At 71.7% G+C, this 18,403-nt stretch carries 17 protein-coding genes and 1 pseudogene; 11 read left to right on the top strand and 7 right to left on the bottom strand.

Annotated elements, in window-relative coordinates; genetic code table 11:
* The first annotated feature begins 3 nt into the window (after nt 1-3).
* Nucleotides 4-858: an NAD(P)-dependent oxidoreductase gene (locus RBH18_RS21275; RefSeq protein WP_306210449.1), complete on the top strand. Its 855-nt coding sequence runs from the start codon at nt 4-6 to the stop codon at nt 856-858.
* Between the two features lie 4 nt (nt 859-862).
* On the opposite strand, the pseudogene RBH18_RS21270 reads toward RBH18_RS21275, so the two are convergent.
* Nucleotides 863-970, bottom strand: a pseudogene (locus tag RBH18_RS21270) (VOC family protein); the annotation flags it as partial.
* Between the two features lie 105 nt (nt 971-1,075).
* On the opposite strand from RBH18_RS21270, the gene RBH18_RS21265 reads away from it, so the two are divergent.
* From RBH18_RS21265 to RBH18_RS21255, 3 genes are all read left to right on the top strand, one after another.
* A complete protein-coding gene (locus RBH18_RS21265; RefSeq protein WP_306210447.1) occupies nt 1,076-1,522 on the top strand; it encodes a DUF4396 domain-containing protein in 447 nt (148 codons plus the stop codon).
* Nucleotides 1,523-1,599: 77 nt separating this feature from the next.
* Complete coding sequence (locus RBH18_RS21260; RefSeq protein ID WP_306210445.1) at nt 1,600-1,779, top strand: hypothetical protein; 180 nt, start codon at nt 1,600-1,602, stop codon at nt 1,777-1,779.
* 71 nt (nt 1,780-1,850) lie between these two features.
* On the top strand, nt 1,851-3,440 hold the full coding sequence (locus RBH18_RS21255) for a methyl-accepting chemotaxis protein (RefSeq protein ID WP_306210442.1): 1,590 nt from the start codon (nt 1,851-1,853) through the stop codon (nt 3,438-3,440).
* A gap of 5 nt (nt 3,441-3,445) precedes the next feature.
* On the opposite strand, the gene RBH18_RS21250 is transcribed toward RBH18_RS21255, so the two are convergent.
* The gene (locus RBH18_RS21250) at nt 3,446-3,742 is read right to left on the bottom strand and encodes a hypothetical protein (RefSeq protein WP_306210440.1); all 297 of its coding nucleotides are present in this window, start codon (nt 3,740-3,742) and stop codon (nt 3,446-3,448) included.
* Between the two features lie 46 nt (nt 3,743-3,788).
* Nucleotides 3,789-5,270, bottom strand: a complete 1,482-nt coding sequence (locus tag RBH18_RS21245) for a hypothetical protein (RefSeq protein WP_306210438.1) — start codon at nt 5,268-5,270, stop codon at nt 3,789-3,791.
* A gap of 347 nt (nt 5,271-5,617) precedes the next feature.
* On the opposite strand from RBH18_RS21245, the gene RBH18_RS21240 reads away from it, so the two are divergent.
* The gene (locus tag RBH18_RS21240) at nt 5,618-6,310 is read left to right on the top strand and encodes a DUF6193 family natural product biosynthesis protein (protein ID WP_306210436.1); all 693 of its coding nucleotides are present in this window, start codon (nt 5,618-5,620) and stop codon (nt 6,308-6,310) included.
* Between the two features lie 125 nt (nt 6,311-6,435).
* On the opposite strand, the gene RBH18_RS21235 is transcribed toward RBH18_RS21240, so the two are convergent.
* The gene (locus tag RBH18_RS21235) at nt 6,436-7,434 is read right to left on the bottom strand and encodes a nitronate monooxygenase (RefSeq protein WP_306210434.1); all 999 of its coding nucleotides are present in this window, start codon (nt 7,432-7,434) and stop codon (nt 6,436-6,438) included.
* Nucleotides 7,435-7,555: 121 nt separating this feature from the next.
* Here RBH18_RS21235 and yiaA point away from each other — a divergent pair, with 121 nt between their 5' ends.
* The 6 genes from yiaA (at nt 7,556) to ligD (ending at nt 12,511) form a co-directional block, all read left to right on the top strand.
* The gene (gene yiaA / locus RBH18_RS21230; RefSeq protein ID WP_306210432.1) at nt 7,556-8,011 is read left to right on the top strand and encodes an inner membrane protein YiaA; all 456 of its coding nucleotides are present in this window, start codon (nt 7,556-7,558) and stop codon (nt 8,009-8,011) included.
* Nucleotides 8,012-8,131: 120 nt separating this feature from the next.
* Entirely contained in the window at nt 8,132-8,632 is a 501-nt protein-coding gene (locus RBH18_RS21225; RefSeq protein ID WP_306210429.1) for a SigE family RNA polymerase sigma factor, read from the top strand.
* The gene (locus tag RBH18_RS21220; RefSeq protein ID WP_306210428.1) at nt 8,629-9,285 is read left to right on the top strand and encodes a COG1361 family protein; all 657 of its coding nucleotides are present in this window, start codon (nt 8,629-8,631) and stop codon (nt 9,283-9,285) included. The genes RBH18_RS21225 and RBH18_RS21220 overlap by 4 nt, the downstream gene beginning before the upstream one ends.
* A gap of 39 nt (nt 9,286-9,324) precedes the next feature.
* The gene (locus RBH18_RS21215) at nt 9,325-9,930 is read left to right on the top strand and encodes a thymidine kinase (RefSeq protein ID WP_306210426.1); all 606 of its coding nucleotides are present in this window, start codon (nt 9,325-9,327) and stop codon (nt 9,928-9,930) included.
* 122 nt (nt 9,931-10,052) lie between these two features.
* The gene (locus RBH18_RS21210; RefSeq protein WP_306210424.1) at nt 10,053-11,252 is read left to right on the top strand and encodes a GAF domain-containing sensor histidine kinase; all 1,200 of its coding nucleotides are present in this window, start codon (nt 10,053-10,055) and stop codon (nt 11,250-11,252) included.
* Nucleotides 11,253-11,311: 59 nt separating this feature from the next.
* Nucleotides 11,312-12,511, top strand: a complete 1,200-nt coding sequence (gene ligD, locus RBH18_RS21205; protein WP_306210421.1) for a non-homologous end-joining DNA ligase — start codon at nt 11,312-11,314, stop codon at nt 12,509-12,511.
* Here ligD and RBH18_RS21200 read toward each other — a convergent pair whose 3' ends face one another.
* From RBH18_RS21200 to RBH18_RS21190, 3 genes are all read right to left on the bottom strand, one after another.
* A complete protein-coding gene (locus RBH18_RS21200; RefSeq protein ID WP_306210419.1) occupies nt 12,512-12,724 on the bottom strand; it encodes a hypothetical protein in 213 nt (70 codons plus the stop codon). It abuts the gene before it with no gap.
* Nucleotides 12,688-13,056, bottom strand: coding sequence for a hypothetical protein (locus tag RBH18_RS21195; RefSeq protein WP_306210416.1), 369 nt, complete (start codon nt 13,054-13,056; stop codon nt 12,688-12,690). Before RBH18_RS21195 ends, RBH18_RS21200 begins: the two co-directional genes overlap by 37 nt.
* A gap of 344 nt (nt 13,057-13,400) precedes the next feature.
* A complete protein-coding gene (locus tag RBH18_RS21190) occupies nt 13,401-18,377 on the bottom strand; it encodes a HEAT repeat domain-containing protein (protein ID WP_306210414.1) in 4,977 nt (1,658 codons plus the stop codon).
* Nucleotides 18,378-18,403 lie beyond the last annotated feature (26 nt).

The raw sequence follows: 18,403 nt of genomic DNA, 5'->3' as shown, positions 1-18,403 counted from the left end.
GTCATGACTCTCTCCGTCGCGGTGCTCGGCACCGGCATCATGGGCACCGGCATGACCCACAGCCTGCTGCGGGCGGGCCTGCCCGTCACGGTCTGGAACCGCTCCGCCGACAAGGCCGCGCCGCTGGCCGCGGACGGCGCCACGGTGGCCCCGACCGTGGCGGAGGCGGTCGCCGGTGCCGACGTGGTGATCACCATGCTCTACGACGCCGACTCGGTCGCCGCCACGGTGCCGGCCGCTCTGCCTTCCCTCAAGCCGGGCGCCGTCTGGGTGCAGAGCAGCACCGTCGGCGTCGAGGGCGCCGCCCGGCTCGCCGCGCTGGCCGCCGACGCCGGCGTGGCGTTCCTCGACGCGCCCGTCCTCGGCACCAAGCAGCCGGCGGAGAACGGGCAGCTCGTCGTGCTCGCCTCCGGCCCGTCGGCGCTGCGGGACAAGGTCGCGCCCGTGTTCGACGCGATCGGGGCGCGCACGCAGTGGGTCAGCGAGGAGCCGGGCGACGCGAGCAAGCTCAAGCTGGTCGCCAACGCGTGGATCGGCGTGGTCGTCAACGGCGTCGCCCAGTCCGTCGCGATGGCCCGCGGGCTCGGCCTCGACCCGGCCCAGTTCCTCGAGGCGGTCGCGGGCGGCGCGGTCGACTCCCCGTACGTGCAGGCCAAGGGCAAGGCGATGATCGCGGGCGACTTCGCGCCGGCGTTCGCGCTCGACGGGGTCGGCAAGGACCAGCGCCTGATCGCCGACGCCATGCGCGCGGCGGGCACCGACACCACGCTCGTCGAGGCCGTCATCGACCGGGTGGGCGCCGCCTCGGCCGCGGGCCACGGGGGCGAGGACATGTCCGCGGTCGTCCACGCGTACTGAGGGGTCAGGCCGCCCGCAGGCAGAAGGGGTGGCCCGCCGGACTGGCGTAGACCCGGCTGCGCCCGTCGCCGAGGGTCAGCCGCCGGGCCCCCGCCGCCAGGGCGGCCCGGTCCGCGGCGTCGAGGCCGGGCGACGGAGGGCTGGCAGCGGGAGGCTGGGCAGATCACCGGGATTCTCTTCGATGGACTGCGTACCCCCGGGGGGTATGCTTCCTGACATGGACCACGACTCCTCGTGGCGGACGGCGATCTCCGCCACCCTGCACTGCCTCACGGGATGTGCGATCGGCGAGGTGCTGGGCATGGTCATCGGCACCTCGGCCGGCCTGCACAACGCCGCGACGGTCGTGCTCTCGATCGTCCTCGCCTTCGCCTTCGGCTATGCGCTGACCATGCGGGGCGTGCTGCGCGCGGGGGTGGACGTGCGGTCCGCCCTGCGCGTGGCGCTCGCCGCCGACACCGTCTCCATCGCCGTCATGGAGGTGATCGACAACACGGTCGTGCTCGCGGTGCCGGGCGCGCTGGACGCCGGGCTGACCAGCGTGCTGTTCTGGGCCTCGCTCGCGGGCTCGCTGGCCGTCGCCTTCGTGCTCACCACGCCGGTCAACCGCTGGCTGATCGGCCGCGGCAAGGGGCACGCGGTCGTCCACCAGTACCACCACTGATCAGGCGATCGGCCGGTGCCTGCGATCCGTCGGCGCGTGCGAGGGTGTCGCGCGGGAAAGATCGCGGGGAGGTGCTGATGGAGGATGCATTGCTGGCGTACGGGGCCGGGCGAGCGGACGCGCTCGAGGGCAGCCGGGACGCCGCGCGCGCCGAGCACCCGGTGACCGGCGCCGACTATCGGCGCGGCTTCCTCGACGCCCGGATGGACGTCTTCCGCATGTTCGCCGGGATCCGGCGGGTCCTCGAGGGCCGCTGAGCGATCACTGCATGGCGCAGGCAGTCTCGATTCGCCCCGAACTTCCCGTAACCAGGTCATATCGTCGTTTTATGCGCTCCCGCGTCGCGAACCTCAGCGTACGGACCAAGATCGTCGCCGCCATCGGCGTGGCGGTCGTCGTGGGCATCGCCATCGGGGTCATCGGCCTCGTGGCGCTGGCCCGGGCGAGCGCCGCCTCCGAGGCCATCTATCGCGACAACGTGACCAGCGTCGCCGCCCTCGGCGAGATCCGGGAGAAGCTCGTCCTGGCCCGCCTCGACACCGCGAACCACATGATCTCGCGCGACGCGGCGGGCAAGGCGCCCTTCCGGGAGGCCTTCGCCGAGGACGTGACGGCGCTCGTCGCGGCGCTGGAGGCGTACCGGCAAAGCGGTCCCGCGGTCCCGGACGCCGAGCTGGCCGAGCTGGCCGACGACTTCGCGGCCTATCGGACCATCGTCGAGAACAGCCTGCTCCCGGCCGGTGACCGCAACGACCTGACCGCGTGGGAGGGCGTCCGCGACCAGCAGGTCATGCCGCTGATGGCCGAGGTCGCCGGCGACCTGGACCGGATGAAGGCCACCGAGGAGGCCGACGCCGCGGGCACGGCCGCCGCGGCCCGCACCGACTACGTGACCGGGCGCACCACGTCGATCGCCGTGCTGGTCCTCGGCTCGCTCGCCGCCCTCGGCCTGGGCATCCTGATCGCCCGCAGCATCATCCGGTCCCTGCAACGCGTCCAGCACGTGTGCGAGGGCCTGGCCGACGGCGACCTCACCCGGACGGCGGGCCTGACCAGCCGCGACGAGCCGGGCCGCATGGCGCAGGCGCTCGACCGGGCCGTGCACCAGCTGCGCGACGCCGTCGCCACGATCGGCGGCTCGGCGGCCACCCTGTCCGGCGCGTCCGAGCAGATGACCGGCGTCGCCGGGGCGATCGCCGCGGCCTCGGGCCGGACCACCGCGCAGGCGCAGGCCGTCTCGTCGGCCGCCGAGGAGATCTCCCGCAGCGTCGACACGGTGTCCGCCGGCGCCGAGGAGATGGGCGCCGCCATCCGCGAGATCTCCCAGAACGCGGCCGAGGCCGCCCATGTGGCGACCGAGGCGGTGCAGCTGTCGACCACGACGGCCACCACGATGAACAAGCTGGGGGAGTCCTCGGCCGAGATCGGCAACGTCATCAAGGTGATCACCTCGATCGCCGAGCAGACCAACCTGCTCGCCCTCAACGCGACGATCGAGGCGGCCCGGGCGGGGGAGATGGGCAAGGGCTTCGCGGTGGTCGCCGGCGAGGTCAAGGACCTGGCCCAGGAGACCGCCAAGGCCACCGAGGACATCTCCCGCCGGGTGCAGGCCATCCAGGCCGACACCGGCGAGGCCGTCGGGGCGATCGAGGAGATCACCCGCGTCATCTCGCGGATCAGCGACTTCCAGACCACGATCGCCTCGGCGGTCGAGCAGCAGACCGCCACGACCGCCGAGATGAACCGCAGCGTCACCGAGGCGGCGACCGGGACCGGCGAGGTGGCCCGCAACATCACCGGCGTGGCCTCGGCGGCGCGCGAGACGGACGAGGGGGTCGCTCAGGCGCAGGCGACGGTGGCACAGCTCACGCGCACCTCAGCCGACCTGGGCGAGGTGGTGGCGCGCTTCCGGCACTAGGTCATTCAGCTCTCGGCGCGGAACAGCTCGTCGCGGCTCACCCTCAGGGAGACGGTGCCGGGCGCGACCGCGGAGATCTGCTCCGCCGACGCGTACGTGTCGTGGGCCAGCTCGCCCGTGCCGTCGATGCGCACGTAGCCGACGGCCATCAGCCGTTCCGCGATGCCCGCCGCGGTGTCCGGCCGCACGGTGGTGCCGGGCTGCTGCACCGCGGTGACGGCGCCCGCCTTGAGGCCCGTCGGGTCCACCACGGTCATCCCGGGCTCGACCTGGCCGATTGTCGTCGTGTCGATGGGCTGCATGCGGACGGGATTCCCCGAGCGCCCGCCGCCAAACGATCGCGCCCGCTCAGTCGCTGTTGATCCAGCTGGAGCCGTCCGCCCGGGCCGGCACCCCCGCCCCGGCGAACCAGCGCTGCACCAGGTCGCGGGCCTCGCGCAGGCCCATCCCGGCGTGCAGCTCACCCGCGGCGGTCCGGGCGCGGAAGCACGCGACCAGCCGGTCCTCCGGGCCGCCCTGCCCCGGTGCCTGCTCCAGATGCTCGACCAGCGCCGGCAGCGAGGAGTACGGCGTGCTCACCGAGTACGAGTACTCCCGCCCGGCATCACCCGGGCGCGGGTAGTACTCGTACCGCTCGGTGAACACTATGCCGCCACGGGGGCCCGGATCGAGGAACAGACTCAGCGCGTACGAGGAATCGGTCGACGCGCGGCTCACCCGCAGCAGCGGCTCGGTGCGCGAGAACCCCCGGCGCCGCGGCTCGACCCCGGCGGCGGCCATCCACTCGGCGACGACCTCGCGGTTGCGCTGCCGGGGCAGGGCGGTGCTCAGCTCCCCGCGCGCGACCAGCGCCTCGAAACACCCGATCAGCCGGTCGTCGTCCCGTCCGGGCACGTCGACCGGTCCGAGCCGTCCGCCCCACTGCTCCACCAGCCGGGGTACGGCGTCCAGCGGCGCGCTGACCTCGTACTGCGTCCCGCCGTACCAGTCCCCGCCGGGGCGGTAGGCCTCGGTGAAGGTGACCCGCGGCTCGAACCACGTCCGCGTGTCGAAGCCCACCTCCAGCACCAGGTCACCCGCCCGCGCCAGCCGGTGCCGGCGTTCCCTGCCGTCGCGCCGCGGCCGTACCCCCGCCTGGGCGCACCACCCCGCGAAGCGCTCGACGCAGCCGCCGGGAGCCAGTTGCGGGGTCAGCTCCCCGCGCGCCACCAACGCATCGACCACCGCCACGGCCAGGCCCTCGGGGTGCTCGCCCCGCGCGAAGGGCCCGGCGATCCGGCCGAGCTCCGCCATGGACACGCTCAGCCGGGAGCCGTATCGGGTGTGCAAATCTTCCGGGTACGCCACCGCGGGATCGGTGAACTCCTCGATCAGCTCGAACGAGGGGTCACGCAGCTCGTGCGTGAGAGCCGTCAGCGTCCGCAGAAAGCCGTTGGCCTCGACGCTGCGGAACACCGGCATCCGCCGCCGGGCCGCCTGCCAGCGCTGCCCGTCGAACCAGCGCTCCGCGTACCCGACGCCGGAGTGCACGCACGCATCCTCGACGAAGTGCAGATTGCTGTGGTACGTCTCCCGGATGTACCCGCGCCGCGCCATCTCCCGGACCGCCTCGGTGATCCGCTCCTCGATCGACCCGCCGCCGGCCGGCCCACTGCTGGCCAGCCCGCCGCTGGTCAGCCCGCCGCCGGCCAGGCCGAGGCGCCGATCCAGCTGATCGGCCAGCGCCGGCAGGTCCGCGCCCGCCACCCGCAGCGCGGTCATCCGTCCCGCCTTGCCGGGCCGGTCGCGGAACTCGGCCCCGTCACCGGAGACATCCAGGCTCAGCAGCATGTGCCCACGCTAGCTGCCGGCGCGTCGCCGGATGCCCCGGCCCGTTTGGACACGCGACCCCCATGCCCCACCGACTCTGGTCGGCCGCGTGCACGGTGCTGGCCGTGCTGGCGGGCAGCACGCCCGGCTCTCCGCGCCGGCGGAGCCGCGCGACACCCGTACCCGGCAAGGAGCATTTGACTGGCGCCTACCAGCCCGCAATGGCACCGAGCGCGCACTCACCTGCCGCGATCCAAGCTACGCATAGTCACGGTCAGATCGTCGGCGGGCGTAGGCTCGTGGCTGCGTGCAGGACGGGATCGGCCCGCCCGCGGGCTGGTTATGTCGCGCCGGTGGATGATGGAGCGATGGGCGATCCGGAGTCGTGGGGCGCGGCAGCGCGCTGGTACCCGGACGTTGTTGCCGTCGGTGCTGCACACGATGCCTGGCAGGCCGAATTTGTCCGGCGCGGGTCGCTGTTTCAGGCTCGTCCGCGGGAGCCGGCGAATCCGCGGACGGCGACCGTCGACAATGACCAACGAAGCGCGTACGTGATCCTCAGCGCGTGGGAACGCAAGTTCACCCTCGGTCTGCGCACCGAGCAGAGAGTCGTGCTCGGCGGCCACGCACCGGATTTGGCAATCGCGGCCGACGCGGCGCTGGCGTGGCTGTCGGGGGCACGACCGCCGGCGATGGCGACAGCCTGGTCTTTCCTCGGATCCGTCGCCCTGGCGAAAGCGCGGGAGTGTGGCGATCAGCGTGAGGCCAGTTGGCTGCACCTGCATGAGAACCACCGCGCCGATCCGGTAGCGGCACGACTGCAACCTTTTGTTGCGTTGGCCTTTCATGAACCCCGGCTGCGTCGGCTGAGGCCATACACCAGCCACGGAACACTGCGTTTCAGCACTACCTCCACTTGGCCCTACACCGGGGCCCATCCCGCGGTCGCCCCCACGAAGACGCCCGGCCGATACATCGTGACCACCGGCTCCGGCCGAACCTGCGACGAGACAGACGCGGTCGGCGCACTGCGACTCGTGCTGACCGAAGTCCCGGACTGACCGGTGCCTGCGCTCGCCAGGTGCGGGATGCCGCCGGCTTGCGGTAGCCGGTGCCGGGTGGCGCACTGGTGGGGCGGCCCGCCAAGGGGGCGTTACGGGTTGTGGCGCTGCGTTGCCTGGAGCGACTACTCCAGGCGGAGGCGGGCGACCACGTCGGCGAGTGGTTCGGGTCGGGCCGTGGGGAAGCCGGTGCCTGCCCAGAGGTTGAGGGCGCCGGGGTCGTTGCGGGCGGCTGCGGCGGCTCGGATGGGGGCGGTCAGGTGGTGGACGGCGGGGTAGCCGACGGGGGCGAGCGCTGAATAGGTTTCCGTGAAGCGGTTGCGCAGGGCTCGGGCGGGCCGGCCGGTGAAGGCGCGTGTGATCACGGTCTCTTGGGTGGCGCCGGCGAGCATGGCGGCGCGGTGGGCCGGGCGGGTGCCCGCCTCGTCGGCCAGCAGGAACGCCGTTCCCGCCTGCACCGCGAACGCGCCGGCGTCGAGCAGGGCTGCCACGTCGGCGGCGGTACCCGTTCCGCCGGCGGCGATGACGGGGAGATCAGTCACCTTGCGTACGGCCGCCAGCACCGACGCCGCCGTCGTCTCCCCGCGGTAGCCGGCCGCGTCGAAGGTTGCCGCATGACCGCCGGCCGTGCCGCCCTGGGCGATCAGGCCGTCCGGTTCCACGGCGACGGCCCGGGCGGCCTCGGCAGCCGAGGTCACGGTGATCAGGATCCGGCAGCCCACCGAGCGCAGCCGGGCGACGACCGCCCGGTCCGGGACGCCGAAGGTGAAGCTGACCACGGGCACCCCGTACGCCGCCGCCAGGTCGATCTTCGCCGCATAGTGATCGTCGTCGGACAGGCGCAGCGGCGGGAGGTCGATGTCGTACCGCTGGGCCTCGGGCCGCAGCACCTCGCGGTAGCGCTCGATCGGCCCGGGGGCGGCCGGCGGCGTGGGAGCGAAGATGTTGAGCCCGTACGGGATGCCGCCGACGGCCCGCAGCGACGACTCGACGGCCTCGGGTGTCCGGTAGCCGGCGGCCAGGAAGCCCAGCGCTCCGGCCCGGGCGGCGGCGGTGACCAGGGCCGGGGTGGAGGGGCCGCCGGCCATCGGGGCGACGACGAGGGCGGGGAGCAGGTCACGCACGGCTACGACGCTACCCCGGTTGAGTACTGCTACTCAGGAGCGGCGGGCAGCGGTCGGCGAGGCTGGTCGCACCCCACCAGGTCGCGCCGGGAAAGAGTGGCGCCAACGAAGGAGCAGCGTCATGAGCAAGCCCACCCCCGCCTTCGTCGGCGCGTCCTGGGCGGCCCTGCTGCTCGGGGTCGTCACGTTCGTCGTCGGACTCTGGAACGCCGGGATGACCGCGAGCGAGAAGGGCTTCTACGCCGCGGTGCTGGTGCTCGGGGCGTACTCGGCGGTGTCGTTGCAGAAGTCGGTGCGGGACCGGGCCGAGGGCCTGCCCGTCTCGGCGCTCTATCAGGGCCTGTCGTGGGGCGTGGTGGCGCTGTCGCTGGTCATGCTCGCGGTCGGGCTGGTCAACAGCGGCATGACGCTCAGCGAGAAGGGGTTCTACGGGCTGTCGTTCGCCCTGACGCTCTTCGCCGCGGTCGCCGTGCAGAAGAACGTGCGCGACGCGCTGCTGCACCGGGAGGGGCCCAAGGTGCTGCCCGAGGCGTACGCCGCGGAGCGCTATTCGGCGGGCAATGGGATCAGCGCCTAGTGTGACTTCGGTCATTGAGACAACCTTCGGGTGGTGGCGGACCACTAAGGGGCTGTGAACGCCACACAGACGCGCAGGGTCGCCGCTGCCCCGACGGAGGTCCCGAGCGAAGGGGTGCCGATGCGCGACGACGCGTTCGCGGCCTACTTCGAGCGCCACCATGCCGCGTTCTCCCGGCTGGCGTACCTGATGACCGGGGACGCCTCGGCCGCCGACGACCTCGCCGCGGACGCGCTCGCCGAGGTGTGGCGGCACTGGGACCGGGTTGCGGCGGCCGGCAGCCCGGGGGCGTACGGCCGGGGGATCGTGATGAATCTCGCCCGGCAGTGGGTCCGGCGGCAGAGCCGCGAGCGGCTGTGGATGCTGGAGCCGTTCCGGCGTGCGCCCGAGTCCGACGTGCCCGCGGTGCTCGACGTGCGCAGCGCGCTGCGGCGCCTTCCGCACCGGCGGCGGGCCTGCGTGGTGCTGCGGTACGCGTTCGACCTCTCCGAGAAGGAGGTGGCGGGCATCCTCGGCATCTCCGTCGGCGCCGTGAAGAGCGCGACCTCGCGCGGGGCGAAGCAGCTGGCCGACCTGCTCGGCGGCGGCGTCGAGCTCGACGGCTGGGAGGCGGCCCGGTGAGACTGGCCGAGGACGAGGTGCGCCGCGCGTTGCGGGCCCTGGCGGCGGCGCACGTGCCCGACCGGGAGGCGATGCTCGACCGCTTCACCCGTACGGCCCTGCGCGACGAGCCGGTGCTGCGGCGCTCCTCCGCCCGGATGCGGGCGGCCGGGGCCGCGGTGGCCGTGACGGCCCTGCTCGGCGGGGGCGGGCTGGCACAGTGGTCCTTCGCGGGCAACCAGGAGACCGACCTCGAGCCCGTCCTGCCGCCCGTCGTGACGACCCCGGCGACACCGGAACCCTCACAGACCCGCCCCCTGTGGACGGACGGATCGGTGGTCAAGGGCTCCAGCGTCATCACCGTCAAGACCTCCGCGCGGCTGGACGCGCTCGTGGTCACCGTCCGGCTCAGGCGCACCGCGGGGCTGACCGCCCGCAGCGGCAGCCACCGGGTGCCCGGGGCCAGCGTCACGACCACGGTCACCGAGCGGGACGACGCCCTGGTGTACCGGTTCGTGATGTCGCCCGCGGACTCGGTCCCGCCGGGCACGTACACCTTCAGCGCCCGCTACCGGACCGCCGCCGGCGGGCGGGACGCGACCGGCGACACGTACGAGGTGCAGGTCACGACCTCGGGCGGCACGGACCTGGAGGTGAGCGACGATTTTGAATAGATAGGATCCTCCGGGCACCATTTCGGGGAGGCAAGACGCGTGGCTCAACTGCACTTCCGGTACGCGGCGATGAACAGCGGCAAGAGCACGATGGTGCTGCAGTACCGGCACACGTACGCCGCCTGCGGCCGGACGGGCCTGCTGATGACCCGCCTCGACCGGGCCGGCGCCGGCATAGTGTCGTCGCGCATCGGCCTGGCCGCGGACGCGCTCGAGTTCGGCGCGACCACCGACCTCGCGGACGTGGTGCTGACCACCCCGGGCCCGCGCGTCGACCACGTCATCGTCGACGAGGCCCAGTTCCTCTCGGTCGCGCAGGTCGACCAGCTGGCCACCCTGGTCGACGACCACGACATCGACGTCTTCACCTTCGGCCTGCTGTCGGACTTCCGCGGCTGCCAGTTCGACGGCTCCGCCCGCCTGGTGGTGCTCGCGGACGTGGTGGAGTCGCTGCAGGTCTACCCCATGTGCTGGTGCGGCCAGCAGGCCCGGATGAACGCCCGGGTCAGCGGCGGCGAGATGGTCCGCGACGGCGACACGGTCGTCGTGGGCGACACGGACGCGGACGTCGGCTACGTCGTGCTGTGCCGCCGCCACCACCGCGCGGGCCAGCCGTACGCCCCGCGAGTGGCCGTGGCGGCCTGATCGGCTGCACCTCCTTCGCACCTGATTGGCGTTCAGCGCCCGGGCGGCGGCGCCGAAGAGGGTGCTGATCGGGAAGCCAGGTGCAACGGATTGCGCCGCAAGCCTGCGAAGGATCGCCGCTGATGCTGGAAGTCTTGGAACGCCGGGAGCCCGAGCGCCTCGCGGCCCTGCACGCGTACGACGTGCTCGACACGCCCCGCGAGGCGGACTTCGACGACATCGCCGAGCTCGCGGCGCAACTGTGCGACGCCCCGATCGCGCTGGTGAGCCTGGTCGACAGCGACCGGCAGTGGTTCAAGGCCCGGGTCGGGCTCGACGTGTGCGAGACCTCCCGCGAGGGCTCCTTCTGCACGTACGCGATGCGCGGCGACGACGTCATGCAGGTCCCCGACGCGCTCGCCGACCCGCGCTTCGCCACGAGCCCGCTGGTGCTCGGCGCGCCGCATGTCCGGTTCTACGCCGGGGCGCCGCTGGTGTCGCCCGGTGGGCAGCCGCTGGGCAGCCTGTGCGTGATCGACCGGCAGCCGCGCCTGCTCACCCCCGCGCAGAGCCAGGGCCTGCGCACCCTCGCCCGGCACGTCGTGGGCCAGCTCGAGCTGCGCCAGTACGCCCGCGGCGTCGACGCGGCCAACGACCGGCTGCGCGCCGCCGACCGGGTCAAGGACGAGTTCATCGCCCGGGTCAACCACGAGCTGCGCACGCCCCTGACCTCGATCAACGGCTACCTGGAGGCGCTGGAGGACGGGCTGCCGCCGGCCACCGCGGCGACGTTCCTGGACCGGATCCGGCGCAACTCCGACCGGCTCACCAGCCTGGTCGACGACATGCTGCTCGCCGCCGAGCTGGGCGCCCGCTCGGTCCGCCTGGACCGCTGCGCCACGGACCTGGGCACGCTGGCCCGCGAGGTGGCGGCCGGCAACCGGGTGCTGGCGGAGGCCCAGGGCCTGCGCGTCGTCGTGGACGCGGGCGCGCCGCTCTACGCGTACGCCGACGGCCGCCGCCTGCGCCAGGCCCTGGACCGGCTGATGCTCAACGCCGTCAAGTTCACCCCGCAGGGCACCATCACGGTACGGGTCCGGGCGGCGGGCGCGGACACGGTCGTCGAGGTGGCCGACACCGGCATCGGCCTCGCGCCCGGCGAGGCGGCGCGCATGTTCCAGCCGTTCCGCCGGGGCAGCGAGGCCGAGCGTACGGAGATCCAGGGCGCCGGCCTCGGCCTGAGCATCGTCCGCGAGATCGTCGAGCAGCACGGCGGCACCGTGGCCGTGCGCAGCGCCCCGGGCGAGGGCACCACGGTGACGGTGACCCTGCCGGCCGCCTGATCGAATCACACCGGTGTGGTTTGGTGATCTTCGTCGTTCCGGTTGACCCGGTGCCCTCGGTGAGGGTCACTGGGAGGGTGGAGGTGCCCGAGCTGATCCCGCCGATGCTCGCCGCCGGCGGCCCGGTGCCCGCCGGGGACGGCTGGGCGTACGAGTTCAAGTACGACGGCGTCCGCGCGATCAGCTACCTGGGCGGCGCCGGCGTGCGGGTGCTGTCGCGCAACAACAACACCGTCACGGGTACGTACCCCGAGCTGGCCGAGCTCGCCACGCTGCTCGGCGGCCGGCCCGCCGTGCTCGACGGGGAGATCGTCGCGCTCGAGCCCGGCGAGCGGCCCAGCTTCTCCCGTCTGCAGCAGCGCATGCACGTCGCCCTGCCCGCGCCGGCGCTGGTGGAGTCGGTCCCGGTCGTCTACTACGTGTTCGACGTGCTGCACCTCGACGGCTCCCCGGTCCTCGCGTCGCCGTGGTCCGAGCGGCGGGCGATCCTCGAGGGGCTGGGCCTGTACGGGACGGCCGTGCGGACCACCCGGCCGCTGACCGGTGACCGGGTGCTCGAAGTGGCGGAACTGGCGGGCATGGAGGGCGTCGTCGCCAAGCGGCGCGACGCCCCCTACCGGCCCGGGAAGCGGTCGGCGGACTGGACCAAGACGCCGCTCGTGCGTACCCAGGAAGTGCTGGTCGTGGGCTGGAAAGCCGGCGCCGGGCGACGCGCCGGGACCATCGGCTCCCTGCTCCTCGGCGTCTTCGACGAGACCGACCGGCTAGCCTTCGCCGGCCACGTCGGCACCGGCTTCAGCGACGCCGACCTGCGCGCCCTGCACAACCGCCTGGAACCCCTGGCCCGCACCACCCCGCCGATCCCCGGCGTCCCGCGCGAGCACGCCCGCCGCGCCCACTGGGTCGAACCGGTCCTCATCGGCGAGGTCGCCTTCCGCACCTGGACCCCCGAAGGCCGCCTGCGCCACCCCGTCTGGCGCGGCCTGCGCACCGACCAGCCCGCCCGCGCCGCCAGCCGCACCCCCGCCCCCGTCCCGCCGCCGTCCCAGGGCACCGTCGAGGGCGCCCTGGAAACCCCGGACGGCCGCTGGCGCGTCGAAGCCGTCCGGCGCGGGCGCGACCGCTTCTACCGGCTGATCCACGGCGACAACACCATCGACGGCCTGGCCATCGCCACGGTCGAGCGCCTCCTGCACCAGGCCGGCATCGACATGGCCGACCTCGCCGAGCCCTCCTCCCTGCGCCACGGCGCCGCCTGATCAGCGGCCGGCGGCGGCTTCCGCGGCCTTGCGCCTCCTGAGGGTGAGGCGCACGGCGGAGACGAGGAAGAAGACGCCGCCGGCCAGGGCGTAGCCGGCGGGCCGGTTCAGGGGTGAGTCCGCGGCCTGCATGATGAACCGTGAGCCGACGAAGACGGAGAGTCCGCCGCTGAGGATCAGCGGCCACTGCCCGCCCAGCTTGTAGCGGAGCACGGCGACGGCGAGCTGGATGAGACCGGCGACGATGGCCCAGACTCCCCAGACTCCCCAGACCCGCAGGACCGCGGGAACGCCGGACGCGCGCTCGCGACGGCCAGCCCGGCGGCGGCCAGCGTACTCACGGCGATGTTGGTGACGAGGCCGGCCCGGGTGGTGCTCCGGGCGGTCCGCGCGTCGACGATCGCCGCGGCCACGTCGAACGCCGGATAGATCACCAGCAGCGCGACGGTGAGGGCGTCGATGTCCTCCGAGCCGACCGTGGTGATCAGGGCCGCCCAGCCGAGCGCGAAGCCGAAGCGGATGAAGTAGAGGCGTTGCAGCGTCATGGTGGCCCTTCGTGGAGTGATCATCCGTGCCCGACCATCGTCGAAGGGCCCGCACCCGGCGGTCAATACAGAACGTTCTATCTTACGGTTTCGTAAGAAGTGCCGGCGGCCGAACGGCTACGGCCCGAGCAACGTCCGGGCGGACAGCCGCGCCGACAACGCCATGGACGGTCTGGCCGTCGCCGGGGTCGAGCGCCTTCGGAAATACGCCGGGATTGACATGGTCGTCCTCGCCGAGCCATCGCCCGCCCGCCGCCCCGGCGCTGCCTGACCAGCCGCACAGCGTGGTGCCGAAGCGCGCCTCGGCGCAGCCTGTGGACGACACGATGCTGTCGCCCCGCGGGTCACGACAGACGCAGGGGGATCTCGCGGGCGAGCACGCCGTACCTGCTGCTGACTTCCTCCACGGACCGGTGCAACCGTCGGGCCAGCAGAGCAACACGTCGCTCATCGATGGGTACGGCGGGATCGATGAACGGCAGGTCACCGTCACCATCTCGGGTAAGCAGAGCCCTGTCCACGAGATCAGAGCACGTCCATGCGACTGAGTCGAGCCACGAGCGACGGCGCACGGCGGCCGAGTGACGAAGACCTTCGCGGATCAGCCGGCGAGCATAGGCGTCGCCGTAGTGTCCCAGCACGGCCACGACGTCGCGGCGATCACTGCCCGCAACAGTGGTCATGCGCGTGCGTAGTGCCAGGAGTGGTCGAGGGTTCCCTAATTTGCCCAGCGCCCAGCAGGCACGAGCGGACAGCCATGGATCGAGGTGCGTCGCTAGTTGACCGATCGGTTCCGCGGCCGAGCGGTCATGCAGTTGTGCGAGGGCGTTGACAACGCGGCCACGGACCCACAACGAAGGGTCGTCAAGACTCTGACGAAGCTTGGCGGCCGCTGTGGCGTCGCCCGAGCCGCCGAGGGCGAGAGCCGCAGCGCCACGTACGTCTTGGTGCACGTCATCCAGCCGCTCGATCAGGGTGGAGACATAGTCGGCGTCCGGGTGAAGTCGAAGTGCCCACGCGGCCGCCCGTCGGACTGACGGATGAGGATCATTGCGGAGCCCAGCCAGCACCAGCGTTCGGGTGGAGTCCGGTGCTATCCGGGCCAGGGCCGCCAGGGCGTTGGCGCGGACTTGGGCGATCGGATGGGAGGCCAGAGGTTCGAGCGGGTCGAGAGCGACGCTGTTGCCCAGCAGGCCCAAGGCCCAGATTGCGGCCCTCTGCACGGACGGATGCGGATCCGTGATGCCGGTCAGTAAGGAAGGAAACGCGTCAGCGGCGTCCAGCATGCCCAGCGACCAGCAGACCGCGCTGCGTACCCGCCAGTGCCGATCCTCCAGGTAGGGCTGAATGTCGACAGCATTCGCCGTCAGGCCGAGCCGCCCGATCGCGTCGGCGGCGGCTTCGCGCACCCGAGGATGAGGATCGGTCAGGCCTGCCAGGACTGGCTCGCCGGCCCGCGGATCATTCAGCCGGGCCAGTGCTGAATAGACGGCGATGCGGGCGTCTGTGTTGGTGTCGTCGAGCCGGCCGAGCAGCGCATCGATCACCGATTCACCGCCGATGTAGCCGAGTGCGGATGCGGCCCACTCGCGTACCCGGGCGAAAGGATCCGTGAGGGCTGCAATGAGGGCTGGAGCTGCTGCCGCGGCGCTCAGTTCGCCGAGAGAGTACGCGGCCCACACCCGCTCCCCGGCGTGGTCCGATGACAACATGCCGACGATGCGGTGAGCCGATGAGCGGGCACCGAGCTGGCCGAGTGCTCCCGCAGCCGTCGACCGGACGTCGGGGTCGGGATCGTCGAGCGAGGCATGGAGCCGCTTGATCGGCCCTCGATTCCCCTGGCTTCCGAGAGAACGAGCCGCTTGCTCACGTACTTCGGCGACCGGATCGGACAGCGCCTCCACCAGCAGCTTCACGGGGCGGGGGTCGAAGTGGCTGTTGAAGGCTCGAGCGACCGCGATTCGTAAGCGCGCATCCTGCTCCTGTGCAAGAGGGGCGAGGAACGCGAAGACGGTATGGTCCGGAAACGCTCCGAGCGCTGCGATCGCGGCGAGCCGGACAGATACGTCGGGGTCTTCGAGCAGCGCGAGCAACGGCGTAAGCAGTCGGCGGTCATCAATACCGTCAAGCGCCTTGGCGGCAACGCGCCGGACGGACGCGACCTCGTCCGAGGCTGCATCAGCGATGGCCTGGGCGGCCGGGTCACCGCCGATCTGTTCGAGCGCGAGGAGCGCGTCCTCGCGGCGCTCGGGGTCACTGTCGCGGAGCGCAGTCTGAACTTGGTCCCACGGTAGACTCCCACCGAGCCGACCGAGCGTGGGCAGTATCTTGGTGGAGCCCGAGGTGGAGATCTGCTCGTAGAAGCGTGTGTCGCCGATCTCGCGCAGCGCCCAGCCCAGCCAGAAGTCGAGCTTTTGTGGGTCATTGACCAGACGGTCGACCAGATAGCTCAGGGCGTCGGCTGCTCCAAGACGGCCCAGGGCGATGAGCGATTGCCACGTCGGGTCCTGGGCAGGTGCCTTCAACCGGTCGAGGACGGGAACGGTTGCTCGCTCGTCGCCGAGATTGCCCAGCGCTACGGCGTAATGATCGCCAGTCTTTCCGGCGTCGTCACGAAGGGCCGTGATCAAAGCGGGCACAGCCCGCGAGTCACCGATGCGACCGAGAGCTGCGGCCGCTGCACGCCGCATGTCTGGTGACTCGTCGCTCAGGCTGCTCAGCAGCAGTGGCACTGCGCCGTCGAAGCGCAGTGTTCCGAGGGCATGCGCCGCAGCAACGCGGACCGAGGGGACTTCGTCCTGGAGCCGGGCCGCGACGGCGGGGATCACCGAAAGCCGTCGAGTGGTGCCCAGATGACGAACGGCAGCCCCGCGTACCGATGGGCTGGAGTCGCGTGTGGCCCGCGTGAGAGGCTCGATTGCCTCGGGCCAGCGCTGCGGAGGGAGAACCTGAGCGAGCTGCACCAGCCTCGGCGGAGGCGCGACCGCCGGGTCCACCGTCCGGCGAACGGCATCGGCCTGATCGTCGGTGAGCCGCCAGGCGCAAGTCTCGTCCTCTTCTCCCAACCTGCCCAGAGCCCACGCGGCCGCGCCGGCGACCATGTCGTCGGGGTGTCTCAGCAGGCGGAGCAGTCGCTTTGCGGCTCGATCGTCTCCGAACCCGCCGTGCCCGACCACCAGCACTGCTTTAAGTACGGTTCCCCGGTCTTCGGCTGCCAGATCGTCGACACGTGCCTTCTCCCACGGCTCCCGTTCGGCGGCTTTCGTGGGGGCGGAGCGGCTGATGACATCGCCGAGGAGCGCGACGAGGTCGGGAGAGGCGTTCGCGCCCCGAGCTTCGAGCTCGGCCAGCAGCTGGGAGATGAGGGCGCTCGACCACCTGGATTCGGCGAGCGACCGTACTGCGTCGTGGATGTCCAAGTCGAGACCCTCTGCGGGGAGAGCCTGAACAAGACGCTGAAGAAGGGTCCGCACCAGGGTCGGTCCCGCGTGCGGCTCGTCCTGGAGGCACCGGGCGGCGAGTACTGTGCGTGGGGTCGCCACCTGCGGGTCTCGATCGCCCGGACCGAGTATTGCCTGCAAGACGGGGTCCACATCGTCATCACCACACATGGTCACGACGAGCCGGACCGCCTCCTGCCAGGATCTGTCGGCGGACGTGTCGGTGGCCACAGGAGTGTCCAACCGGGCCGCAAGGCGGGCGATGTCGTCGGCCAGCGCGCGGTGGGGATGCCGCCCGGGAAATCGGCGTTCGACGAGAGCCAGCGCGGTCAGGTACTCCTGGAACGTGAGGTGGCGAAATTCGTAGACGGGAACGTCGTCGACCCGGCCGGCCTCGTTGAGCAGACCCGTGCGGTTCTCCATGAGCCGGACGAATTCCTCCGGTGTGTGGCGCATGATCGCATGGAGGCGGCCACCGTATTCGACACGCATGCTCTTCAGCAGGGTGATCAGATCGTCGTCCCCGATCTGCTGGACCCCGCGGAGCGACATGTCGCAGGCCATGTACCCGAGTTGGGGGACCGCCTCCCGGTACTCCACCGGGCTGTTCACTTCGGGTCGCCAGTTCAGCAGCACTCCGATCGCCGCGCGGTAGAGGTCGGCACGGTGCTCGGGCAGCTTTCCCACAGTGCGCTTGACCAACGCCATCGTGGTCAGCAGCATGGGATTTCCGGTAAGGCGTTCGATGCGTTCGGTGCCGTGGATGTCTTTGATGATCTCGTCTGCCACCTCGAGCTGCTGGCTCGGCGGCACGGTCACGGCGCACCAGCGGCGGATGAAATCGTCCTTGTCCGTCCGGTCGAGTTCGGCGAGCGTGACGTGCTCGAAGCCGTGACCGATCCGATAGCCCATCTCGCGGTACCCGACGATTCTGCTGGTCACGATTATCGGCGCTGCCGGATACGCGAGATGAACACGTTCGAACTGTTCACAGACGCGAGCGCGGGTGGGAGCGTCGGCGATCTCGTCGAGGCCGTCGACGAGCAATAGCGCTGTGCCCTCCGTCAAACGCCGCTGCAGGCTGGACTGCAATGCTTCGACCTGGTCGTCGGGCAGCTCCGCCCGGCGCAAGACGTGGGCCAGCATGTCCACCAATGACCCGCTGAGTTGCTCGCCACCGAGATCCCGGCAGCGAAGGAGAACCGGAAGGAGGTCCTCCTCGGGCAACGTGTCCACCGCCGGCAGCTGTGACCAGTCCGGATCCCCCCGCAGCCGCAGAAGGTATGCGGTGGCCATCCAGCGCAGCAACGTGGACTTGCCCGCCCCAGGATCGCCGAGGATGACCATTCTCCGGGACGTCTGCAAGCGCACACCGGGCTCGACGGTGACAGTCCGTCGATGATGGTCGCCCACAGGTGCGGACTTGGATAGGACGTGCTCGCCGGTCTCGCCTCGCGGCAGGGCGCCGCTTGAGTGGAATCTTCGTCGCTCGATGGAATCCAGCAGGTCCGTATCGGCGGCATCTCCGGCCTCCCGCTCCACGCTGACCTTGAGCGGTGCGTACAGCGTCCGCAGCGTCAGCTGGCGAGTGGCGAGCCGCCGATCCGGGGGCAGGCTGGTCAGAGGAATGATGTTGCACGCGTTCAGCAACAGATTGCGGTATGCGGCCTCGGCGCGGACCACGGACTCGTCCACCGGCTGCACCGAGGGGTCGAGCGGATAGTGCCGGGCGAGCGCTGCGAGCAATTCCCGGACGGCTCGTCCGGGATCGAGCCAATAGGCAGCGATCTCGGCGTCGAGTGTCAGTGGCTCGAGGTAGACCTCTTGGTCCATTTCGATGCCGAACACCCGGACGCCGGCATAGCGGCGGGTCGCGTGCACCAGCCGGTGTGCCCACCGGTGCTCAA

The sequence above is a fragment of the Actinoplanes oryzae genome, assembly GCF_030757795.1.
Classification (GTDB): domain Bacteria; phylum Actinomycetota; class Actinomycetes; order Mycobacteriales; family Micromonosporaceae; genus Actinoplanes.
The sequence above is the reverse complement of the archived record's forward strand: the minus strand, read 5'-3'. Positions and strand labels throughout refer to the sequence as shown.